The organism is Hymenobacter wooponensis, assembly GCF_004745865.1.
GTDB lineage: Bacteria > Bacteroidota > Bacteroidia > Cytophagales > Hymenobacteraceae > Hymenobacter > Hymenobacter wooponensis.
In genome coordinates, this window is sequence record NZ_SRKZ01000003.1 from 440,996 (window position 1) to 458,802 (window position 17,807).

Below are 17,807 nucleotides of genomic sequence, written 5' to 3' on the forward strand. Positions count from 1 at the left end.
AGTCAATTAAAACATATACGCACGATGGAAGGTGCGCGAACGGGCAAAATTAGAAATTAGCCGTACACTCTTGACTACTTTTGATGCATTGATTTTGTTTCTCCCTAATGAATCACTCCGAACGGTTAGCTGCTTTTGTAGCTCTAGGCCACCATCTCACCCAACTTCCCGACGAAGAAATTACGGAGTTGGCGTACCGCACCCGTAATCAAAACCCCTGGTTCGACCGCCCCAACGTGGCGGCCGCTATACAAGGCATTGCGCACCTGCTGCAGGAAGAACCGCTTCGGCAGTGGGCCGCCCGCTACCGCCCCGAGCCTAGCACACCCCGGCAAATTGGCGTGGTCATGGCCGGCAATATTCCGCTGGTGGGCTTCCATGACTTGCTGTGCGTGCTGCTCTCGGGCCACACGCTGCTGGCCAAGCTCAGCAAAGACGATACGTTTTTGATGCGCTGGATTTCCAGTGAGCTGCTGCGCCTGGAACCGCGCTTTACCGAGCGCCTGCAATTTGTGGAGCGCCTAAACGCCGCCGACGCCTTCATTGCCACCGGCTCCGATAATACTTCCCGCTACTTCGAGTTTTACTTCGGCAAGAAGCCTAACATCATCCGGCGCAACCGTACCAGCCTGGCCATCATTACGGGCCGTGAGTCGGGGCACGATCTAGGCCTGTTGGGTGCCGATATTTTCCGCTACTACGGCCTGGGCTGCCGTAACGTGAGCAAGCTGTACGTGCCCGAGGGCTACAATTTCCAGGAGCTGCTCGACTCGCTGACACCCTGGCACCACATTCTGGACCACAACCGCTACCAGAACAACTACGACTACAACAAGAGCATTCTGCTGGTAAACCGCGTGCCCCACTTCGACTCCGGCTTCCTGCTAGTGACGGAAAACGCCCAGCTGGTCTCCCCTATTTCGGTACTTCACTATAGCACCTATTCCAGCGAGATAGATTTAGTTGATAAGCTCACCGATGTAGCCGCCCAAACCCAATGTTTGGTTTCCTCCGGGGGGCTATATCCGGGCAGCTTTCCCTTCGGGCGGGCACAGGAGCCCGGCATTGCTGACTATGCCGATGGCGTGGATACGATGGCCTTTTTAGCAGAACTGGCGTAAACAGTAAGAGACAATAGCCGGGCAGTCTCATACCAGTGCAGTGCCTCATGCGTTCTTCACTTGGCAAATGACATCTTAGTTGCCTAGGCTTTCCAACCTCGACTTACCCTATTTGCGTCATGTTACCTGAACTGAAAACCACCGATCCAGCTGTTGAAACTATCGAGAAGGAAACCATTCCCCACCTGCGTTTTTCGCAGGAGGATGTGTTGACTGATAAGGCTGCTATTCAGCGTCGCCGCCACGATGCGGAGCGCGCGGCTACGTTGGGCAATGCCTATCATGGTAAGCTGGATATTTATTTCCGCACTGATGATGGCGTTATTAAGCGTGTCCACACCACTGTATGGGCTACGCATGAGGAATACCTGACCCTGAAGTCGGGCATTGCTCTTCCCCTACGCTCCATCCTCAGCTTCGACTTTTATTAACCTCAGGCACCCGCTTACAGCGTCGTTGCTAGCAAAGAAAGAGGCCCGTTTCCAGCAATGGAAACGGGCCTCTTTCTTTGCTACATACTGGCCTAGCGGTGTGCTTACCGCTAGGCCACTGCTGCTTACCAGTAAATGGTGTAGAGAGCAGTCAGAATAACAATGATGATCATCGAGCCGATGGCGAAACCACGATTTGGCTTGAACATGCTGGCATCTACCTCCAGGCCATTGGTTTTCACACCGCGGCTAGTTTGCAGCACGCTGATGAGGATCATAGCGATGATGCAGATGACGAACACAAAGCCCATCCGGTCGAGGAACGGAATTTCGTATACCCCGGCAGCATTCGGTACCGAAAAACCGAACGGAGCCAAGCCCGAAAGATCAGCGAAGTTGGGCAGGAACTTGAAGAAGATCGACAGCAGGAACCCGCCAATAGTGGCAAACAACGCCGCGGCCGACGTAGCACGCTTCCAGAAGAAGCCCAGAATAAACATGGCGAAGATGCCCGGCGACACAAAGCCCGTGTACTCCTGAATAAACTGGAAGCCACCTTTCTTGTCGATACCCAGGAAGGGAGCAATCAGCACCCCTAGCAACACCGCCACTACTACGGCAATCTTACCCACGCTCACCAGGCGCTTTTCGCTAGCCTCGGTGTTCAGTACTTTCTTGTAGATGTCGAGGGTGAAGATGGTAGCAATGGAGTTGGCCTTACCAGCCAGCGAGGCTACTACGGCAGCCGTGAGGGCGGCGAAGGACAAGCCTTTCAGGCCAACGGGCAGAATATTTAGCAATACTGGGTAGGCGCGGTCGGGGTTCAACTCACCGTCCTGCATCATTTCAGCACCAAAGATATTTTCCTTGTACAGGATGAACGCGGCAATACCAGGCAGCACCACAATCACGGGCATAAACAGCTTCAGGAAGGCCGCGAAGAGCAGACCGTTACGAGCCGTTGGCAGGTCGGCGCCCAGGGCGCGCTGGGTGATGTATTGGTTACAGCCCCAGTAGTTCAGGTTCACAATCCACATACCGCCTAGCAGTACCGTGAGGCCCGGCAAGTCGAGGTAGTTCTCATTCTTGCGGTCCAGAATCATGTGGAAGTGCTCGTTAGCCTGCTCAGTCATGAGGCTGAAGCCGTTTAGCACGCCCGACTGGCCATAATGCTCAGCTACCAGGTTTAGCGCCAGATACGTAGTTGCTAGGCCACCCAAAATCAGGAAGAACACCTGAATTACGTCGGTAAAGCCGATTACTTTCATACCACCCAGCGTGATAATGATAGCAAACGCTGCCAGCGCGTACATGCAGAAGTTTAGGCCCAGACCCGAAACGCTGCTTACGGCAATGGCGCCGAGGTACAGAATCGAGGTCAGGTTTACTACGATGTACAGCATGAGCCAGAAAATGGCCATGATCATGGCCACGGTGCCATTGTAGCGCTGATGCAGGAACTGCGGCATGGTGGCAATTTTGTTCTTCAGATACACCGGAATGAAGAACACGGCCACAATAATGAGCGTGAGGGCAGCCATCCATTCATAGGTGGCAATGGCCAAGCCTATCTTGAAGCCGGAAGCCGACATACCCACCATTTGCTCGGCGGAGATGTTGGAGGCGATGAGGGACGAGCCAATGGCCCACCAGGTCAGGGAGCCTTCCGCCAGGAAGTAGTCCTTCGAGTCCCCTTCTATCGTTCCGTCATGACCCGTCTTTCGTCGATAGATCCAGATGCCGTACCCGGCAACTATTAGGAAGTAGATAAAGAAAACGATGTAATCTAGAGTGGCAAGCTGATGCATGATGCTACTACAAGGAATGAAAAAGTGTGCTTATTGAAAGGGAAGTGGGGGCATACGGTGGATGGACAAGGGCGGCATCAGAAGTCACCACTCAAATCGACGTACTATTTAAGACTATTTGCGCACACCAAAGCGGTATTCTGTAGTAGAGTGAAAGGTTTCGCCCGGATTTAAGATCGTGGAGGGGAACTTTGGCTGGTTTGGCGAGTCGGGAAAGTGCTGTGTTTCAAGGCAGAACCCATAATTCTGAATGTACTTCGTATTTCCTTTGCCGCTCAAATTTCCTTTTAGAAAATTACCGGAATAAAATTGCACACCCGGTTGATCGGTGTATAGGTCCATGGTACGGCCCGAAGCCGGCTCGTACACCGTAGCTGCCAATTGGGGGCTGGTTCGCATTTTATCCGCCAGCACCCAGTTGTGGTCGTAGCCTCCGGGCGCATCGCCGGGCACCGCCCGGATTCGCTCTCCAATGGAGTGCGGCTGGCGGAAATCCATGGGCGTGCCCTGCACCGGCCGCAGCTCCCCAGTCGGTATTAGATTAGCATCTACCACCGTGAACCGGTCGGCATTCAACGTCAGCACGTGGCCTAGCGCATCTTTCGCTTGGCCGTGGTTGAGGTTGAAGTAGCTGTGATTGGTCAGGTTGATGGGCGTGGCCTTGTCGGTGGTGGCAGTGTAGTCCAGGCGCAGGGCGTCGTTGCTGGTAAGCGTGTAGACTACTTTCACCGTCAGGTTGCCAGGGAAACCCTCCTCCCCATCCTTGCTTCGGTAAGTCAGAGTGAGGGTTTGGCCATCGGCAGAGGTGCCGGGCTCTGCCTGCCACAGTACTTTGTCGAAGCCTTTGATGCCGCCGTGCAGCGTGTTTTCGCCGTTGTTTTTGGCCAGAGTGTATTGCTGCCCCTCAACGGTAAACTTACCCTTGGCAATGCGGTTCCCAAACCGCCCGATCAGAGCACCAAAGTAAGGCCCTTCCTTTAGATACTGGGCGTTGGTGTAACCATTTACATCATCGAAGCCCAGCACTACGTCGCCGAGTTTGCCATTTTTATCGGGCACTAGCAGGCTGGTCAAAGTGCCGCCGTAGTTTGTGATAGTAGCCTTCAGGCCATGGGCGTTGGTGAGGGTATAAAGCTGCGCCTCCGACCCGTCGGAGGTTTTACCGAAGGAAGTGGACGTAGGCATAGAGGTGCTGGTTTGCGTGGAGTCAGCAGCAGCAGGGCTAGCCGAGCCAGCTGTTTGCTCGGTGGTAGCCTGGTTGCAAGCGGCTAGCAAGAGCAAGCCCGCTACTGCTCCGTTCCGGGAGAATTCGATCATAATGAGGGAGAGATAGAAGAGAAAGGCTGAAGATCTATGCTTTTGCAGGGAGGAAGCGCTGCACTTTGCGTGGGCTATTTGCCGTCGGCCTGCGCAGTTACCAGCTCATTCTCGATGCTAAAGTTTTCGAAAGCCACAGTGGCTGTAGTTGGGCCTTTTGCCAAAATACCAGCGCGCACACCCCGGTCCCAAGGCGGCAGATATGTGCCGTTGATTGGGCTGGTAGCTCCAGGCATGCTTTGCCAGGTTTTGCCGCCGTCGGCACTCCAACTAAACCGGAACAGGTTGCCTTGCTGGGCCTGCAGGCGCAGGGTAATAGCAGCAGCGGCAGCAGCGGGCAGCTTCACTTCGCTGAGATTTTTCTGCTTGCCCTTCTCCAGCTGCCATAGTTGCAGCTTGCCAGTACCCACCGTGAGAGCCAGGGTATTTTCAGGGTCGCCGTGCGCCGCAATACCGGCTACTGTGCCAGCAGGAAGCTTGGCAGGGTTCAGCAGCGTGGTAGTAGCGGTGTAGTCGGCGGTGGTGGTATGCTGGCCTAGCACGGCGCCGCTGTGTTGGGGCCGGGCCGTTACGTACAGCTTACCATCGCGCACGGCTACGGTAGGCCTCTCCTCTACTGGCCACTGCCAAGAGGGCAACAAGGTGGCAGTGGTAAACTCATCGTTGAGGTTGCGGGGCACAATGGGCGCCGCTTTGGTGGGCACGGTTCCGTCGTTACGGAAATCAGGCCAGCCGTCAGCCGTCCATTTAAACTCACTAATTACTCCTTGCCGACCCACAAACTCAAAGCTGCGGGTGTCGTAGGCGTGGTGCATCATATACCACCGGTTGCCGCGGTTAAACACGGTACCGTGACCTGGGCAGGCCCACTTCTCATTTTTAGTAAGCACTGGGTTTTTCTCATACTTCTCCCAGGGGCCTAGCAGACTCTTAGCCCGGGCCACCCCAATGCCGTACGTGCAGTTGTGGCCGCAGCAGCCGTTGCCAGCATAGAAGGCGTAGAAGTATTCGTTGCGCTTGATCATACTCACGCCTTCTACCAGGTTGCCTTCCCAGGGCACAGTATTGCGGAACAGCTCCTTCTTCTCCCCTAACAGCGCCGTGTGCTCTTCATTGAGGCGCTGTGCCCAAATGGGTGTGGGCTGGTTTACGCTGTTGCCATCTTCCTTCCAGATCAGGTAAAGCTCGTTTTTCTCATCGCGCATAGGAAAGCCATCAATAGAGCCATCCTTCTGGCCTACCAGCGGCCCCAGGTCCCGGTACGGGCCGGCTGGGTTATCGGCCACCGCTATGCCCACGGCCAGGTTACCACCCTTCTTATGGGCCGTGTAGTAGATATAGGTTTTGTCGCCTTCCTGGCTGATTTCGGGTGCCCAGAAGTAGTAGTCGGCCCAGGCGGGCAGCTCATTCGGGAATACGTGGCCTACCAGATCCCAGTCTGTAAGGTTAGTGGATTTGAGGAGCGGAAACACCGGCCCCCAGTTGGAGGAAGTGGCCGTGGCCCAATACGTGTCGCCTACTTTGGTGATGGACGGATCGGGAAAGTCGCCGGGCAGCACCGGGTTCACAATAGAAATGGCTGGCGCATCGGCCTCGGCCTTGGTTTCGGCGGTGTTGGCAGTAGGCGTGCTGACGCTGGTAGTGGCCGTTTGGCAAGCGCCTAGCAGGCCCAGGGAGAGGCCTAGCGCCAGAGTGGTCTTGGGATTCAATGCCATGAAGTAAGAAAGCTACACTCGGGAAATGGAAAGAAAGCGGGGTTATTCGCCAGCTGGCTTAGGCAGCGCCGTGCCCAAAGCGACGGGCGTGCCGAAGTTAGGTGAGCCATCGGCATTCCAGGTAAACTTCTGCATCCGGGGGCTCCGGTTGTCGCCGCAGCCTTGACCGCTTTGGGGGTTGGCGTGGTAGATGATCCAGTCTTCCGTGCCATCTTTCGACTGGAAGAACGCGTTGTGACCCGGCCCATAGGCCTGCTCGGCGGGGTTCTTCACAAAAACGGGCGTTCTGGCTTTTGTCCAGGAGCTAGTCTTAAGCGGATCAGCCGTGGCCGAGGTCGTGAGCAGGCCTAGCGCGTAGTCGTCGGTGCTGCAGTGGCTGGCCGAGTATACCACAAAGGTTTTGTCGCCGTGCTTCAGAATTTCGGGTCCTTCATTCACGGCGGGCGTACCCTGCTGTTCCCAGCTAAACTCGGGGCGCGAAATTTCCACCCGCGCACCAATGAGTGTCCAGGGGTTACTCATTTCGGCAATGTAGAGGCGCTGTGTTGGGCTGTTGGCTACCTCGTGGCCCGACCACAGCAAGTACCGCTTGCCGTTTTGTTCCAGCACGGTACCATCAATGGCCCATAGATCTTGGCCTAGCACAGCAATGCGGCCTTTATCAACCCAAGTGCCGGTGGTAGGGTCAGCGGAACTGTTTTCCAGCACATTAATGCGGTGCCCATCGCAGCACATTGGGTTTGCTGAGTAGTAGATGTACCACTTGCCATCAAAGTTGTATAGCTCTGGCGCCCATATTTCTCGCTGGTTCACGCCAGCTTGTTGAGGCGTCCAGACTACGGTACTCACCGCAGAGCCCAACTCCGACATCTTTGCCGTTTTACGAATCGTCAGGTTGTTACCCGTGGTGCTCATGTAATAGTACACGTCGCCGCGGCGGTACACCCACGGGTCGGGTCCAACGGTCAGCAACGGATTGGTGAACGTGGAGGTAGTTGGGGGAGTAGGTGGTGCTGGAGAAGGCGCAGGCGGAGCCGAAGAACTCTGGCATGCCAGCGTGAGAACCAGCAAGCTACCCGGGAGTAATCGAAATAAGGAAGTCATAGCAATGGGGAAAACGAAAAACAAGACAGATACCTCAACACTAATAGCCAAGCGGCATCTGCTAATCTAGGTTCAAAAAAGTAGAGCCGCCCCGGCCCACGGTCGGAACGGCTCTACTTATGCAGTAGGCACCCTGGCTACCAATTAGTGTTCTGCTGATAGCGGGCCAAGTCTACCTCCGACTGTGGGATGGGTAGCAGGCGGGAGCGGTCGAGACGGAAGCTGTTGAAGTCGGCGTCACGAGCTTTCAGTTGGTCTAGGCCTGCCTGGTTCTCGAGCAAGCCCCACCGCTTGAGGTCAAACCAGCGTTGGCCTTCACCCGCCAGCTCAGTTACGCGCTCATGCATAATCTGGGTCCGCAGGGTGGCCTGCGTGAAGGCGCCGGCGGTGAGTGGCGCTAAGCCAGCGCGAGTACGCACTTGGTTGATGAGCGGAATGGCATTGCTCGTTTGGTTTTGCTCATTCAATGCTTCGGCCTGTAGCAATAGCACATCGGCGTAGCGCATCACCCGGTGGTTGATGGGCGAGTCAAAGTTCTCGAAGGTGCGGTAATAGTCGGTCTGGTACTTGCGCCAGTACACGCGGCTCAAGTCGCGGGCATTGCCCTTAAACCGTTGCAGGAAACCGGTACCATACACGAGCGTATCCGCGTCCACGGGCAGTGTGGTGGTGAACTGGCGGCGGTTATAAAAGGCGGTGGCCGCTAGGCGCGGGTCGCGGGCCCCGCTAGTGGTACCTTCCTTCAAGAACTCGTTTACTACCCATGGGCGTATTTCACCATCTACAAAACCAGCGCCCGGCACGCCCCAGAACTGAGAGCGTTGGCCACCTTCCGAGGAGGTAGCGTCGTCGCCATCATTGCCGCCAAGCTTAGCATCTGAGAATTGTACCTCAAAGATTGATTCTGAGTTATTTTCGGTGGTGTGCCGGAAGTTGTCCGTGTAGTTGGCCGTCAGTTGGTAGCGGTTGGACGCAATAACTTCCTGAAACTGGGATGAGGCCTGGGCCCACTGCCGATTTTGCATGTACACCTTACCCAGCAGTGTAGTAGCGGCACCTCGGGTAGCCCGACCTGTATCGTTGCCGCCGGTGTAGGCCACATCCAGGTCGGGCTTGGCGGCTTGCAGGTCCGCGATAATCTGCTCATATACCTGTGCCTCTGTGCCTTGCGGCGGCAGGTTGGTAGGATCGGCGGGAGAGAGAGCCAACGGCACGTTGCCGTAGAGCGTTACCAGGTTATAGTAGTAGAGCGCACGTAGAAAACGAGCTTCCGCTACAATCCGCTTTTTCAGCGGCTCGCTCATTTGCATGCCGGGCACATTAGCCAGTACCTGATTGGTCCGCGAAATGGCCCGATAATGGTCGCGCCATAGGTTCTGCGATACCTCAAAGTCGTAGTTGGCCTGCGTGAAACGGGTGAAGTCGGCTAGCTCGCCCCAGGGGCTTTGGCTGAAGCCCTCATCAGAGCGCAAATCAAACGCAAAGTTGAGCCAGCGCCGATACGTACCCAGTTGCTGCAGACCGCTATACGCGGCATTTACTCCCTTCACCGCATCTGCTTCTGTTTTCCAAAATGACTCGGTAGTAGGTTGGTTGGGGTTAATCTGATTCAGGAAGTCTTTTTCGCAGGCCGTAGTCAGCAGTAAGCTGCTCGCCAAAGCGGCTAAACGGAGAGTATGTTGTTTCATGGGAATTCGGATGGAAAGGGTGAACACAAGCGCCAACAGGCCTAGAAACCGAGTTGCGCGCCAATTGAAACCGTCCGGAGGTTGGGGTAGCTGCCCTCATCCACGCCGCGGGTGAGCAGGCCTAGGCCTACTATTTCTGGGTCGTAGCCAGAGTAGTCTGTAATCGTGAACAGGTTCTGGCCCGTTACGTAGAAACGCAGGCTACCAACCCCTTTCACCTTATCCGTCAGAGTTTTAGGAATAGTGTAGCCAATCTGCACGTTTTTCAAACGCAGGTACGAGCCATCCTCCAGCCACCGCGTTGAGTTTAAGCGGGAGTTGTTGATAGCGGCTTCCCCAGCTTGCCCACCGCCACCGGCAATAATAGCACGGGGTGTTGTAGTGGAAGGGTTGCTGGGCGTCCAGGGGCTGAAGTCGCGGCGGTAGTTGCCGTTGTCGTCGGTGCGGTCGAGCCAGTATCGGCCCGTATTCAGCAGGTCGTTGCCTTGCACGCCCTGGAAGAAAGCAGCCACATCGAAGCCAGCAAAGCCAGCCGTTAAGTTCAGGCCATATTGAATTTTGGGAAATACCCGGCCTACGTGCGTCCGGTCGGCGGCCGAAATCTGTCCGTCGCCATTCACATCCTTGTAGCGTACATCACCAGGCTGAGCATTCGGTTGCGCACTGGTTGCGATGTTGTCGCCGGTTTGGAAGATACCGTCAAACTGATAGAGGTAGAAAGAGCCTAGCTCGTAACCAACTTCTGTTCGCGTTGATTCGCCAGGGCCTGACACGAAGAACGGCGAAGTGGCATCATTGCTCAACCTCGTTACCTTATTTTTGATGGTGGTCAGGTTACCGGTGATGCCGTATTTGAAAGCGCTTCGGTTTTCATTGTAGCCTGCTACTAGCTCAAAGCCTTGGTTTTGGATGCGGCCTACGCGACGGTATGGGTTGCTTCCAGCATTACCTAAAACTAGCGGTATGGCTGGGTCAACTAGGGCATTGCGCGTTTCCGACTTATAATAATCAGCCGAAAGCGTTAATCGATCTTCTAATAGGCCTAGATCAAAACCATAGTTAGCCGTGCGGCGCTCTTCCCAGGCAATATCATTGCTGGGCAATTGAGTCTGGATACTGCCGTTCTGAATATTGTCGCCCCCAAAGGGATAATTCACATTAGGGTTGACGACACCCTGCCAACGGTAAGCTCCGCCGTATTCACCACCTAGTAGTTCGTTGCCAAGCACGCCATAGCTGGCGCGCAGCTTCAAGTTGCTCACTTTATCGCTCATCCCCTCAAAGAACTGTTCCTTTGAGATGCGCCAGCCCGCTGAAGCTGCCCAGAAAGTACCGTAGCGGTTGTTAGGGCTAAAGCGAGAAGAACCATCCCGGCGAATAGCACCGGTTATAAGGTAGCGCTGATCGTAGTCGTAAGTAAGCTGGCCTAGGTAGGAACGTTTGTTATACGTGAAGGAGGAACCTTGCACCTGAGGAGCGCTGCTACCCGCATCAAGCGCCCAGTAGTAGGTGGGACCAGTGCCATAGCCATTGTTACGACCCCGCGTAAACTCGTTGTGCTGATGCTGCTCAGTGTAACCGGCTACTGCCGTCACGTTGTTCTGCCCAAAGCTCTTATCAAACGTCAGGGTGTTTTCTACCAGCGTGAAGAGGTTGTTGCCCTGGTTCTCGGCGTAGTAAGACGGGTTCAATGGGTCATTCTGGCGCCATTGGCCATACTGGCGCTTTTCCCGGTCATGATAGCCCAGGTATTCGGCACCTAGGTTAAGGCGGTAGCGCAGAAAGTCAAAAATGGTCAACTCCCCATACACATTGCCCTGCAAGCGGTTGTTCACGCTGGTATTATTGAGCAGCTTTTGGAGCGCAATGGGGTTAGTACCAAATGTGCTGGCGTTGTTGTTGCCGAAGCCAAACCCGCCCGGGTTAGCCGGATCGTTCACCGGAATGATCGGCAGCATGCGCAGCACATCCAAGAAGGGCAGACCATTAAGAATTGTCTGGTTAGTGCGGGCTAGCTGCAGACTCTCACCTACGCGCAGGCGCCCCCGGTTGAAGCCCGAGTTCAGACGCACACTGTAGCGCTCAAACTTAGGCCCCTGCACAGTGCCTTTTTGAGTGAAGTATTCGCCGGAAAGCAGGAAGTTGGAATTTGGTCCGCCACCCGAAAAGCCCAGGTTGTAATCCTGCACCGAGCCCGTTCTAATCAACTCTTTCTGCCAGTCGGTATCCACCCCGGGCGGATTTACTACAAACGGCTGAGGCGTCCGACCTGCGTTTTCGTAGGCCTGCCTGTTGATAACGGACCATTGCTGGGCGTTCATCAGGTCGTAGGTTTTATTGATTTTCTGAACCCCTGCGTAGGCATTGAAGCTGATTGCAGGTGGACCAGATTTGCCTTTCTTCGTGGTGATAATAATCACACCATTGGCACCACGCGAGCCGTAAGGAGCCAGGGAAGCACCATCTTTCAACACCTGAATTGATTCGGCATCCTGAGGGTTAAAGTCGCGAATATTATCGACCCATAGCCCATCAATGATATAAAGAGGTCCGCTACCGCCGTTCACGGAGCCCAAGCCTCGAATGTTGATAATAGGCGCCTGACCTGGGACTCCTGAATTGATTACCTGCACACCGGGCAAACGTCCCTGAACACCCTCACTAATAGTAGCTACTGGTGCGCGCTGCGCTTCCCGGCCGCTTACGCTAGCTACGGAACCTGTTACATCTTCCCGTTTCTGAGTTAAGTAACCAACAACAACCACCTCATTCAGGGCCTTGCTATCGGGCGCGAGGTTTATATCGATGCTCGTGCGGCCGTTTACTGGCACTTCCTGCGTGGTGTAGCCCACAAAGGAGAACGAGAGCGTAGCGTTATCGCCTACGGTAAGGGAGTAGCGGCCATCAGCATCGGTTGTTGCACCGTTTGAGGTTCCTTTTTCAAGCACAGTTACACCTGGCATACCCTGCCCTTTCTCATCTAGCACTCTACCGGAAATGGTAGTTGCTACGAGGGCGGAAGTTTCAGATGGCTTACTCAGCGCTTCTGCAGTGGCAGCAGCGGGTGTTCCGACGAATGCAACAGGTAGGCCAACCAGCGCCGCTGGCAGTGCTAGCCTCCCTATTTTGGGTAGGGTGTTTTTCATAGAGGATGTGTGGGAAACAAAATGGTGGGACAAAACTTGCAAACGTTTGCACATTTGAGCTCGATGCAAACGTTTGCGCATTCACTGCAAAAGAACCCTCGCTTGGGTAACGAGGTTACGTGCACTGATGAAAGAAAGCTGGCTAGGGTGACAGAATCCTATTTCGCCTAAATAGGGGCCAAATTTGACGTAATGTTAACCATAGAGTTATGCAATGTCAAGAATGCATATAAAAATGTTGATAATCGATTTTAGTGAATCAATGTTTGGGGCATTCCAATGGCACTTGCTAAAGCGCGTTTTGCTAAACGCGATATAACCAAAACACTGCTACTACTATATTTCTAATAAAATGTTGCAAACGTTTGCATATTCTTTTGCAAAAAGAATGTTCACTCCAGTAGTCATAACAGTTAAATGGAGCACTGACTGAGCTTAATACGCAATCATGATTCTAAGATCAAACCTAACGGCTCTGCTTTATTTCTCGCCTGATGGCCGTGCTATAGGTACACCAGGAGGAATGGGGCGGCCGAAATTGGGAGTGTCGTCGGCATTCCAAGTGAAGGGCTGTGCACGAGGTGAGCGCAACCGCCCGCAACCCTGATCGGGCGCATTATTGGCATGATAGAGCAACCAGTCCTGAGTACCATCTGGCGACTTAAAAAAGGAGTTATGTCCTGGTGCATACACTCCAGCGGCGGGGTCCTGTTGAAATACTGGCCTAGGAGACTTGGTCCAGGAGCCGGGCTGTAGTAAGTCACTATCCATTGATGCAGTGAGCATTCCTAGGGCGTAGTAATCGGTCCAGCAGCCGCTGGCAGAGTAAACAAGCACTAGCTTTTTGCCGTGGCGCAATACCTGGGGCCCTTCGTTCACATCTACATGGGGTGGGTTGATGGCGTCGTGCAAATCGCCGTTCCGCTCCCAGGCATAGACGGGTGTGGACACTTTCAACCGAGGCCCATCTATCGTCCAGGGATTTTTGAGGCGGGCCAAGTAAATATCCTGTCGGCCATTGCCGTCTCCCTCCCAGCCCGACCATACAAAGTACAGTTTGCCTTCATTTTCAAACACAGAGCCATCAATTGCCCACTTGTTCGTCACATCACGCAATTGCCCTTTATCAACCCAGGTTCCTTCCAAGGGATTAGCCGAGCTATTTTCCAGCACCCACAGCCGGTGGTCGTCGTTTTTACCTCCATCAGCCGCGTAGTACAGATACCATTTCCCGTGGATACGATGCAGTTCCGGAGCCCAGATATCGCGCGAATTTGGTCCCGTAGCGGGAGGCGTCCATACCACACGGTGCTCTGCTTTATCCAGTTGACTTAGCGAATTCGTTTTCCAGAGAGTGATATTTACACCAGTTGTGTGGGTGTAGTAGTAATAGCCATCGTGGTAGATACTCCAGGGGTCGGCGCCGGAGGGCAGCAACGGGTTTGTGAACGTAGTGGCAGGGGCAGGCTTTTTTTGCTGAGAGTGGCCTAGAGAGCTGATCAGCAAAGCCGCCCCCAGCAATAAGGACTTAAATGATACACGCATCAGAGAAATCAAAAGGGCGAGGACCAGCGGAAGAAGCCAGTTGGCTTCATGCGTAGCTGGCTTTGGGCAACAGTTAAGTGTTAGGTAGGCCTAGGCCACTTACTTGCTATTCAGGTTGCGGATTAGCGTCGTCTCATCTTGACGGTAAGGAGTACCATCCTTCCGGAAAACTTCATGAAACCATTCAACTGGCTCACTCCCGTCGGGCAATGGGGTTTCCCACTGGTATTTTGTGTTGGTTTTGCCATCCACTAAGCCCCAGTTGATAGCCCCTACATTCCGCTTTTTGAGCATGGGCATAATGGTGGCAAAGCGGCTATTGCGCGTGCGTGCCATATACTCAGTGCAAATCAATGGGCGGTCGTGGGTCTGCAGCAGGTCAATTACGCGCTGGTGCAATACAGCTTCATCGTAGCAGTGGTAAGTAACCACATCCGAATGGGTGGCCTGGTAGGTATTCAAGGCGCCAAAATCCCAGTTCCATAAGCCAATACTTAAGGGCTGCTCGGGGTTTACCTCGCGAGCCCAGGCAAACACGTTGCGTACCAATGGCAGCGATGTGTTGAGTTTGTTGCTGTTACCAGGCTCATTGTATAAGTCCCAAAGCAGGATCCGCTTGTCGGTACTGAAGCTCCTGAGTACGTCCTGCACATAGGGCTTTAAGGCAATAAAGGCCAGTGAGTCACGCGATACAGGCTCGCCGGGGTCCTGCATCCAGCCTGAATTGTGAATGCCAGGCTTGGGCTCCGGCTGCACCCCAGCCTTGGGCTCCTTATTCCAGCAGTCGTCGAAGAACACAAACATCGTCTGAATGTGGTGCTTGTCGGCGATGCTTAAATAGGTGTTCATTCGGTCTTTAAAACCCTTAGGGTCTTGCTTCCAAGCCAGGCTATGCAGGAACACTCGCATGGTGTTGAACCCAATTCCTTCGGCATACCCGAGTTCCTTATCAATGGTGGCGGGGTCGAACGTGGCGGCCTGCCACATTTCTAGCTGGTTGATGGCCGTACTGGGCGTAAAATTGGCTCCCGAAATCCAGGGATGTGTCTTGTACCAGGCCTGTGCTTTCTCCACTGACCACCGCCGACTATCTACTACTGCACTAGCTGCCCCTCCCTTAACCTTTACCTTAGTTTTTTGCGCGTAGGTGCCGTGCGAGGCTACTAAAACTAATAAGCAGAGCAGTGCTTTCTTCATTTGTGCGGGAATTGAGAGAGTGGAAAAGAACTATCAGATCAGAGGGAAACGAAAGTCGGTACTGCCAAAACGCTAGCTAATTCACATAGAAGAGCTCGGACCCATCTCCTATGAGCGCAAACGTTTGTATTAGAGTGTACACTAGTCAAGCGAGTATACCTTACCCTTTAATCCAGAGAGGGGTGAGTATAAGTAGTACAAAGGCGCTAGGCCAATAAGCACCATTTGCCTCGCAACATAAGGCTTTATTCCATGGCTACTACTCAGAAAGCGTAAGAGAGGCCTAGTAACAAGTAAGACCAACGTGGGTAAGCAACCACAACGGTACACCGAGAAGTAGACGGTGCAAGCTAAGTTTATGTTACAATTTATGCAAACGTTTGCATTTTTCTATTCATATTGGCCTCGCAATCCTCCCCCACCCTACTTATCAAATTAGGTCATGCGGCAATGCCTAGCATACTTAGTCATTGGCTTTATAGTCTTGCTTGCGTTACCTTCTTGGGCGCAAAAAGCATCTTTTAATGGTCTCGGGTCAGACTTAAGCAACCTCTACCGCCTTTCTGATGCCAAAACTCGCTCTATCAGCCCCGAGAACTTCACGGGAGCTAAAGGGCAAGGAGGGCGGGCCACTACCGGCACCGGTCAAAATGCCTCCCGCGACCTAGGCCTCGGCTGGAAAGTAAGTCCCAGCATTCTGATAAAGCCTGGGCAGACGGCCGTAGTGGCTGAAATAGATGGACCAGGCGCAATACAGCACATTTGGCTTACTCCTACTGGCCTATGGCGCTTCGCTATTCTGCGGATGTATTGGGATGAGGAGAAAACGCCTTCAGTAGAAGTACCCGTTGGCGACTTTTTCGGGCAGGGCTGGGGTGAAACCGCCTTGCTAAACTCTATTCCAGTTACGGTGAACCCCGGCAGTGCTTTTAACTGCTACTGGCAGATGCCCTTCCGGAAGAAGTGCCGCATAACGCTTGAGAACCTTGATGAAAAAGAGATGTACCTGTACTATCAGGTGGATTACACTCTCACTGAAGTTCCTAACGATGCGGCCTATTTTCATGCCCAGTTTCGGCGCCAGAATCCCACAGCTTATAAAGTACCTTACACCATTTTGGATGGGGTGAAGGGCCGGGGCCAATACGTGGGCACTTACCTCGCTTGGGGTGTGCATAGCAACGACTGGTGGGGCGAGGGTGAAATCAAGTTCTTTTTAGATGGTGACGGGCAGTTCCCTACCATTAATGGCACTGGCACCGAAGACTACTTCCTGGGCTCCTACAACTTCGAAAACAAGAAAACGCATCAGTACCAGGAGTACTCCACTCCATACGCCGGGCTGCACCAGATTATTCGGCCCGATGGGCTGTACCACGCCCAGCAGCGTTTCGGTATGTACCGCTGGCATATCCCAGATCCTATCCGGTTCACTCAAGACTTGCGCATTACCATTCAAGCGCTGGGGTGGCGCTATAATGGCCGCTACCTCCCGTTGCAGGACGATGTAGCCTCAGTGGCCTATTGGTACCAAACGGAGCCGCACGCACCCTTCCCATCCTTGCCTTCTAAAGATGATCTGGAAGTCAAGTAACCTTAGCACTTCCTCCTCTCTCACTACCTGTTCGTATATGCCCTCCCGCCGTCATTTCTTGCAGCAGGCCGCCGCTGGCTTAGCCTCCCTTGCCCTGATGCACCAGGCTGCTGCCCGCGCCGCAGCCCGCACCTACACCAACCCCGTATACGCTGGTCAGTTCCCCGACCCCTTTGTGTTGCGTCATCAGGGCCGCTACTACGCCTTTGGCACCACTGGCCAGGGCCGCACCTCCGATGGACGCATCTTCACTCTGCTCACTTCCACTAATCTAGTAGACTGGAAAACCGCAGGTGGCGCTCTAACCCCACCCGAAGGAGCAGAAGGCGCCGACTTCTGGGCCCCAGAAGTTATTTACCACAACGGCACCTTCTACATGTATTACTCCAAGGGGGGCGGTGCCATTGGAGCCAGCGTAGGCCACCGCCTGCACGTGGCCACTAGCAAAACCCCCGAGGGCCCCTACAAACAGATAGGCCCCCTGGACGTGCCAGACAGCAAGTTCACGATTGATGCCCACCCCTACCGCGACACTGATGGGCAGTGGTATCTGTTCTACGCCCGCGACTTTATTGACTCTAACAATGGCTACCGCCCGGGCACTGGCCTAGTAGTTGACCGACTCGTGAATATGACGAGCCTGGCCGGAGAAAGCCGCACCGTCATGCGGGCCCGCCACGACTGGACCGTATTCGAGAAGAACCGCACGATGCCGCTCTATAACAATCAGACGTTTAAAGAGTGGCACACGCTGGAAGGCCCCTTCGTGCGCAAACACAACGGCAAATACTACTGCTTCTACAGCGGTGCCAACTTCCTGACTCCGCGTTATGGCGTTGACTATTGCGTAGCTGATAAGATTGTGGGCCCTTACTCCGATGCGGGGGCCGAAAAGGGGCCGCGAGTACTCCATGCCGTGGAAGGACATGTACGCGGGCCCGGTCACCACTCCCACGTGCTTAGCCCCGATGGTAAGACGGAATATTTGGTTTACCACGCTTGGGACAAGGGAATGAAGGAGCGGCAGCTTTGCATCGACAAGCTGGCCTGGACGGCCCAGGGCCCGCGTTGTCAAGGCCCAACCTATACGCCCCAGCCGCTGCCAAGCTAGCCTGCAAACGCATGGCTAAGCCACTCCCGA

At 54.3% G+C, this 17,807-nt stretch carries 12 protein-coding genes; 4 read left to right on the forward strand and 8 right to left on the reverse strand.

Translation table 11 applies throughout. The annotated features are described in order from the left end of the window. Positions 1–107 precede the first annotated feature (107 nt). Positions 108–1,121, forward strand: coding sequence for an acyl-CoA reductase (locus EU557_RS12185; RefSeq protein ID WP_135530724.1), 1,014 nt, complete (start codon positions 108–110; stop codon positions 1,119–1,121). Positions 1,122–1,240: 119 nt separating this feature from the next. Continuing rightward, entirely contained in the window at positions 1,241–1,552 is a 312-nt protein-coding gene (locus EU557_RS12190) for a hypothetical protein (RefSeq protein ID WP_135530725.1), read from the forward strand. A 125-nt stretch (positions 1,553–1,677) separates the two neighbouring features. On the opposite strand, the gene EU557_RS12195 is transcribed toward EU557_RS12190, so the two are convergent. The 8 genes from EU557_RS12195 to EU557_RS12230 form a co-directional block, all read right to left on the reverse strand. Then, positions 1,678–3,360, reverse strand: coding sequence for a sodium:solute symporter family transporter (locus EU557_RS12195; RefSeq protein ID WP_135530726.1), 1,683 nt, complete (start codon positions 3,358–3,360; stop codon positions 1,678–1,680). Positions 3,361–3,474: 114 nt separating this feature from the next. Beyond that, on the reverse strand, positions 3,475–4,677 hold the full coding sequence (locus tag EU557_RS12200; protein ID WP_135530727.1) for an aldose epimerase family protein: 1,203 nt from the start codon (positions 4,675–4,677) through the stop codon (positions 3,475–3,477). A gap of 74 nt (positions 4,678–4,751) precedes the next feature. After that, positions 4,752–6,392, reverse strand: a complete 1,641-nt coding sequence (locus EU557_RS12205) for a glycoside hydrolase family 43 protein (protein WP_245326247.1) — start codon at positions 6,390–6,392, stop codon at positions 4,752–4,754. A gap of 42 nt (positions 6,393–6,434) precedes the next feature. Continuing rightward, positions 6,435–7,496, reverse strand: a complete 1,062-nt coding sequence (locus EU557_RS12210) for a glycoside hydrolase family 43 protein (RefSeq protein ID WP_135530728.1) — start codon at positions 7,494–7,496, stop codon at positions 6,435–6,437. Positions 7,497–7,633: 137 nt separating this feature from the next. Next, positions 7,634–9,184 carry a RagB/SusD family nutrient uptake outer membrane protein gene (locus EU557_RS12215; RefSeq protein WP_135530729.1) on the reverse strand — a complete coding sequence of 517 codons (1,551 nt, stop codon included), beginning with the start codon at positions 9,182–9,184 and terminating at the stop codon, positions 7,634–7,636. 41 nt (positions 9,185–9,225) lie between these two features. Further along, entirely contained in the window at positions 9,226–12,330 is a 3,105-nt protein-coding gene (locus EU557_RS12220; RefSeq protein WP_167855183.1) for a SusC/RagA family TonB-linked outer membrane protein, read from the reverse strand. Positions 12,331–12,810: 480 nt separating this feature from the next. Then, the gene (locus EU557_RS12225; RefSeq protein ID WP_135530731.1) at positions 12,811–13,875 is read right to left on the reverse strand and encodes a glycoside hydrolase family 43 protein; all 1,065 of its coding nucleotides are present in this window, start codon (positions 13,873–13,875) and stop codon (positions 12,811–12,813) included. Positions 13,876–13,974: 99 nt separating this feature from the next. Beyond that, a complete protein-coding gene (locus EU557_RS12230; RefSeq protein WP_135530732.1) occupies positions 13,975–15,072 on the reverse strand; it encodes a glycoside hydrolase 5 family protein in 1,098 nt (365 codons plus the stop codon). 484 nt (positions 15,073–15,556) lie between these two features. Here EU557_RS12230 and EU557_RS12235 point away from each other — a divergent pair, with 484 nt between their 5' ends. After that, on the forward strand, positions 15,557–16,666 hold the full coding sequence (locus tag EU557_RS12235) for a glycoside hydrolase family 172 protein (RefSeq protein ID WP_210116032.1): 1,110 nt from the start codon (positions 15,557–15,559) through the stop codon (positions 16,664–16,666). Between the two features lie 37 nt (positions 16,667–16,703). Continuing rightward, a complete protein-coding gene (locus EU557_RS12240; protein ID WP_210116033.1) occupies positions 16,704–17,777 on the forward strand; it encodes a glycoside hydrolase family 43 protein in 1,074 nt (357 codons plus the stop codon). Positions 17,778–17,807: the final 30 nt, after the last annotated feature.

Coding starts and splice junctions, on each gene's coding strand:
- EU557_RS12225 (WP_135530731.1), bottom strand. CDS start 13,875: ATGCGTGTATCATTTAAGTCCTTATTGCTGGGGGCGGCTTTGCTGATC.
- EU557_RS12210 (WP_135530728.1), bottom strand. CDS start 7,496: ATGACTTCCTTATTTCGATTACTCCCGGGTAGCTTGCTGGTTCTCACG.
- EU557_RS12190 (WP_135530725.1), top strand. CDS start 1,241: ATGTTACCTGAACTGAAAACCACCGATCCAGCTGTTGAAACTATCGAG.
- EU557_RS12185 (WP_135530724.1), top strand. CDS start 108: ATGAATCACTCCGAACGGTTAGCTGCTTTTGTAGCTCTAGGCCACCAT.
- EU557_RS12200 (WP_135530727.1), bottom strand. CDS start 4,677: ATGATCGAATTCTCCCGGAACGGAGCAGTAGCGGGCTTGCTCTTGCTA.
- EU557_RS12220 (WP_167855183.1), bottom strand. CDS start 12,330: ATGAAAAACACCCTACCCAAAATAGGGAGGCTAGCACTGCCAGCGGCG.
- EU557_RS12215 (WP_135530729.1), bottom strand. CDS start 9,184: ATGAAACAACATACTCTCCGTTTAGCCGCTTTGGCGAGCAGCTTACTG.
- EU557_RS12205 (WP_245326247.1), bottom strand. CDS start 6,392: ATGGCATTGAATCCCAAGACCACTCTGGCGCTAGGCCTCTCCCTGGGC.
- EU557_RS12195 (WP_135530726.1), bottom strand. CDS start 3,360: ATGCATCAGCTTGCCACTCTAGATTACATCGTTTTCTTTATCTACTTC.
- EU557_RS12230 (WP_135530732.1), bottom strand. CDS start 15,072: ATGAAGAAAGCACTGCTCTGCTTATTAGTTTTAGTAGCCTCGCACGGC.
- EU557_RS12240 (WP_210116033.1), top strand. CDS start 16,704: ATGCCCTCCCGCCGTCATTTCTTGCAGCAGGCCGCCGCTGGCTTAGCC.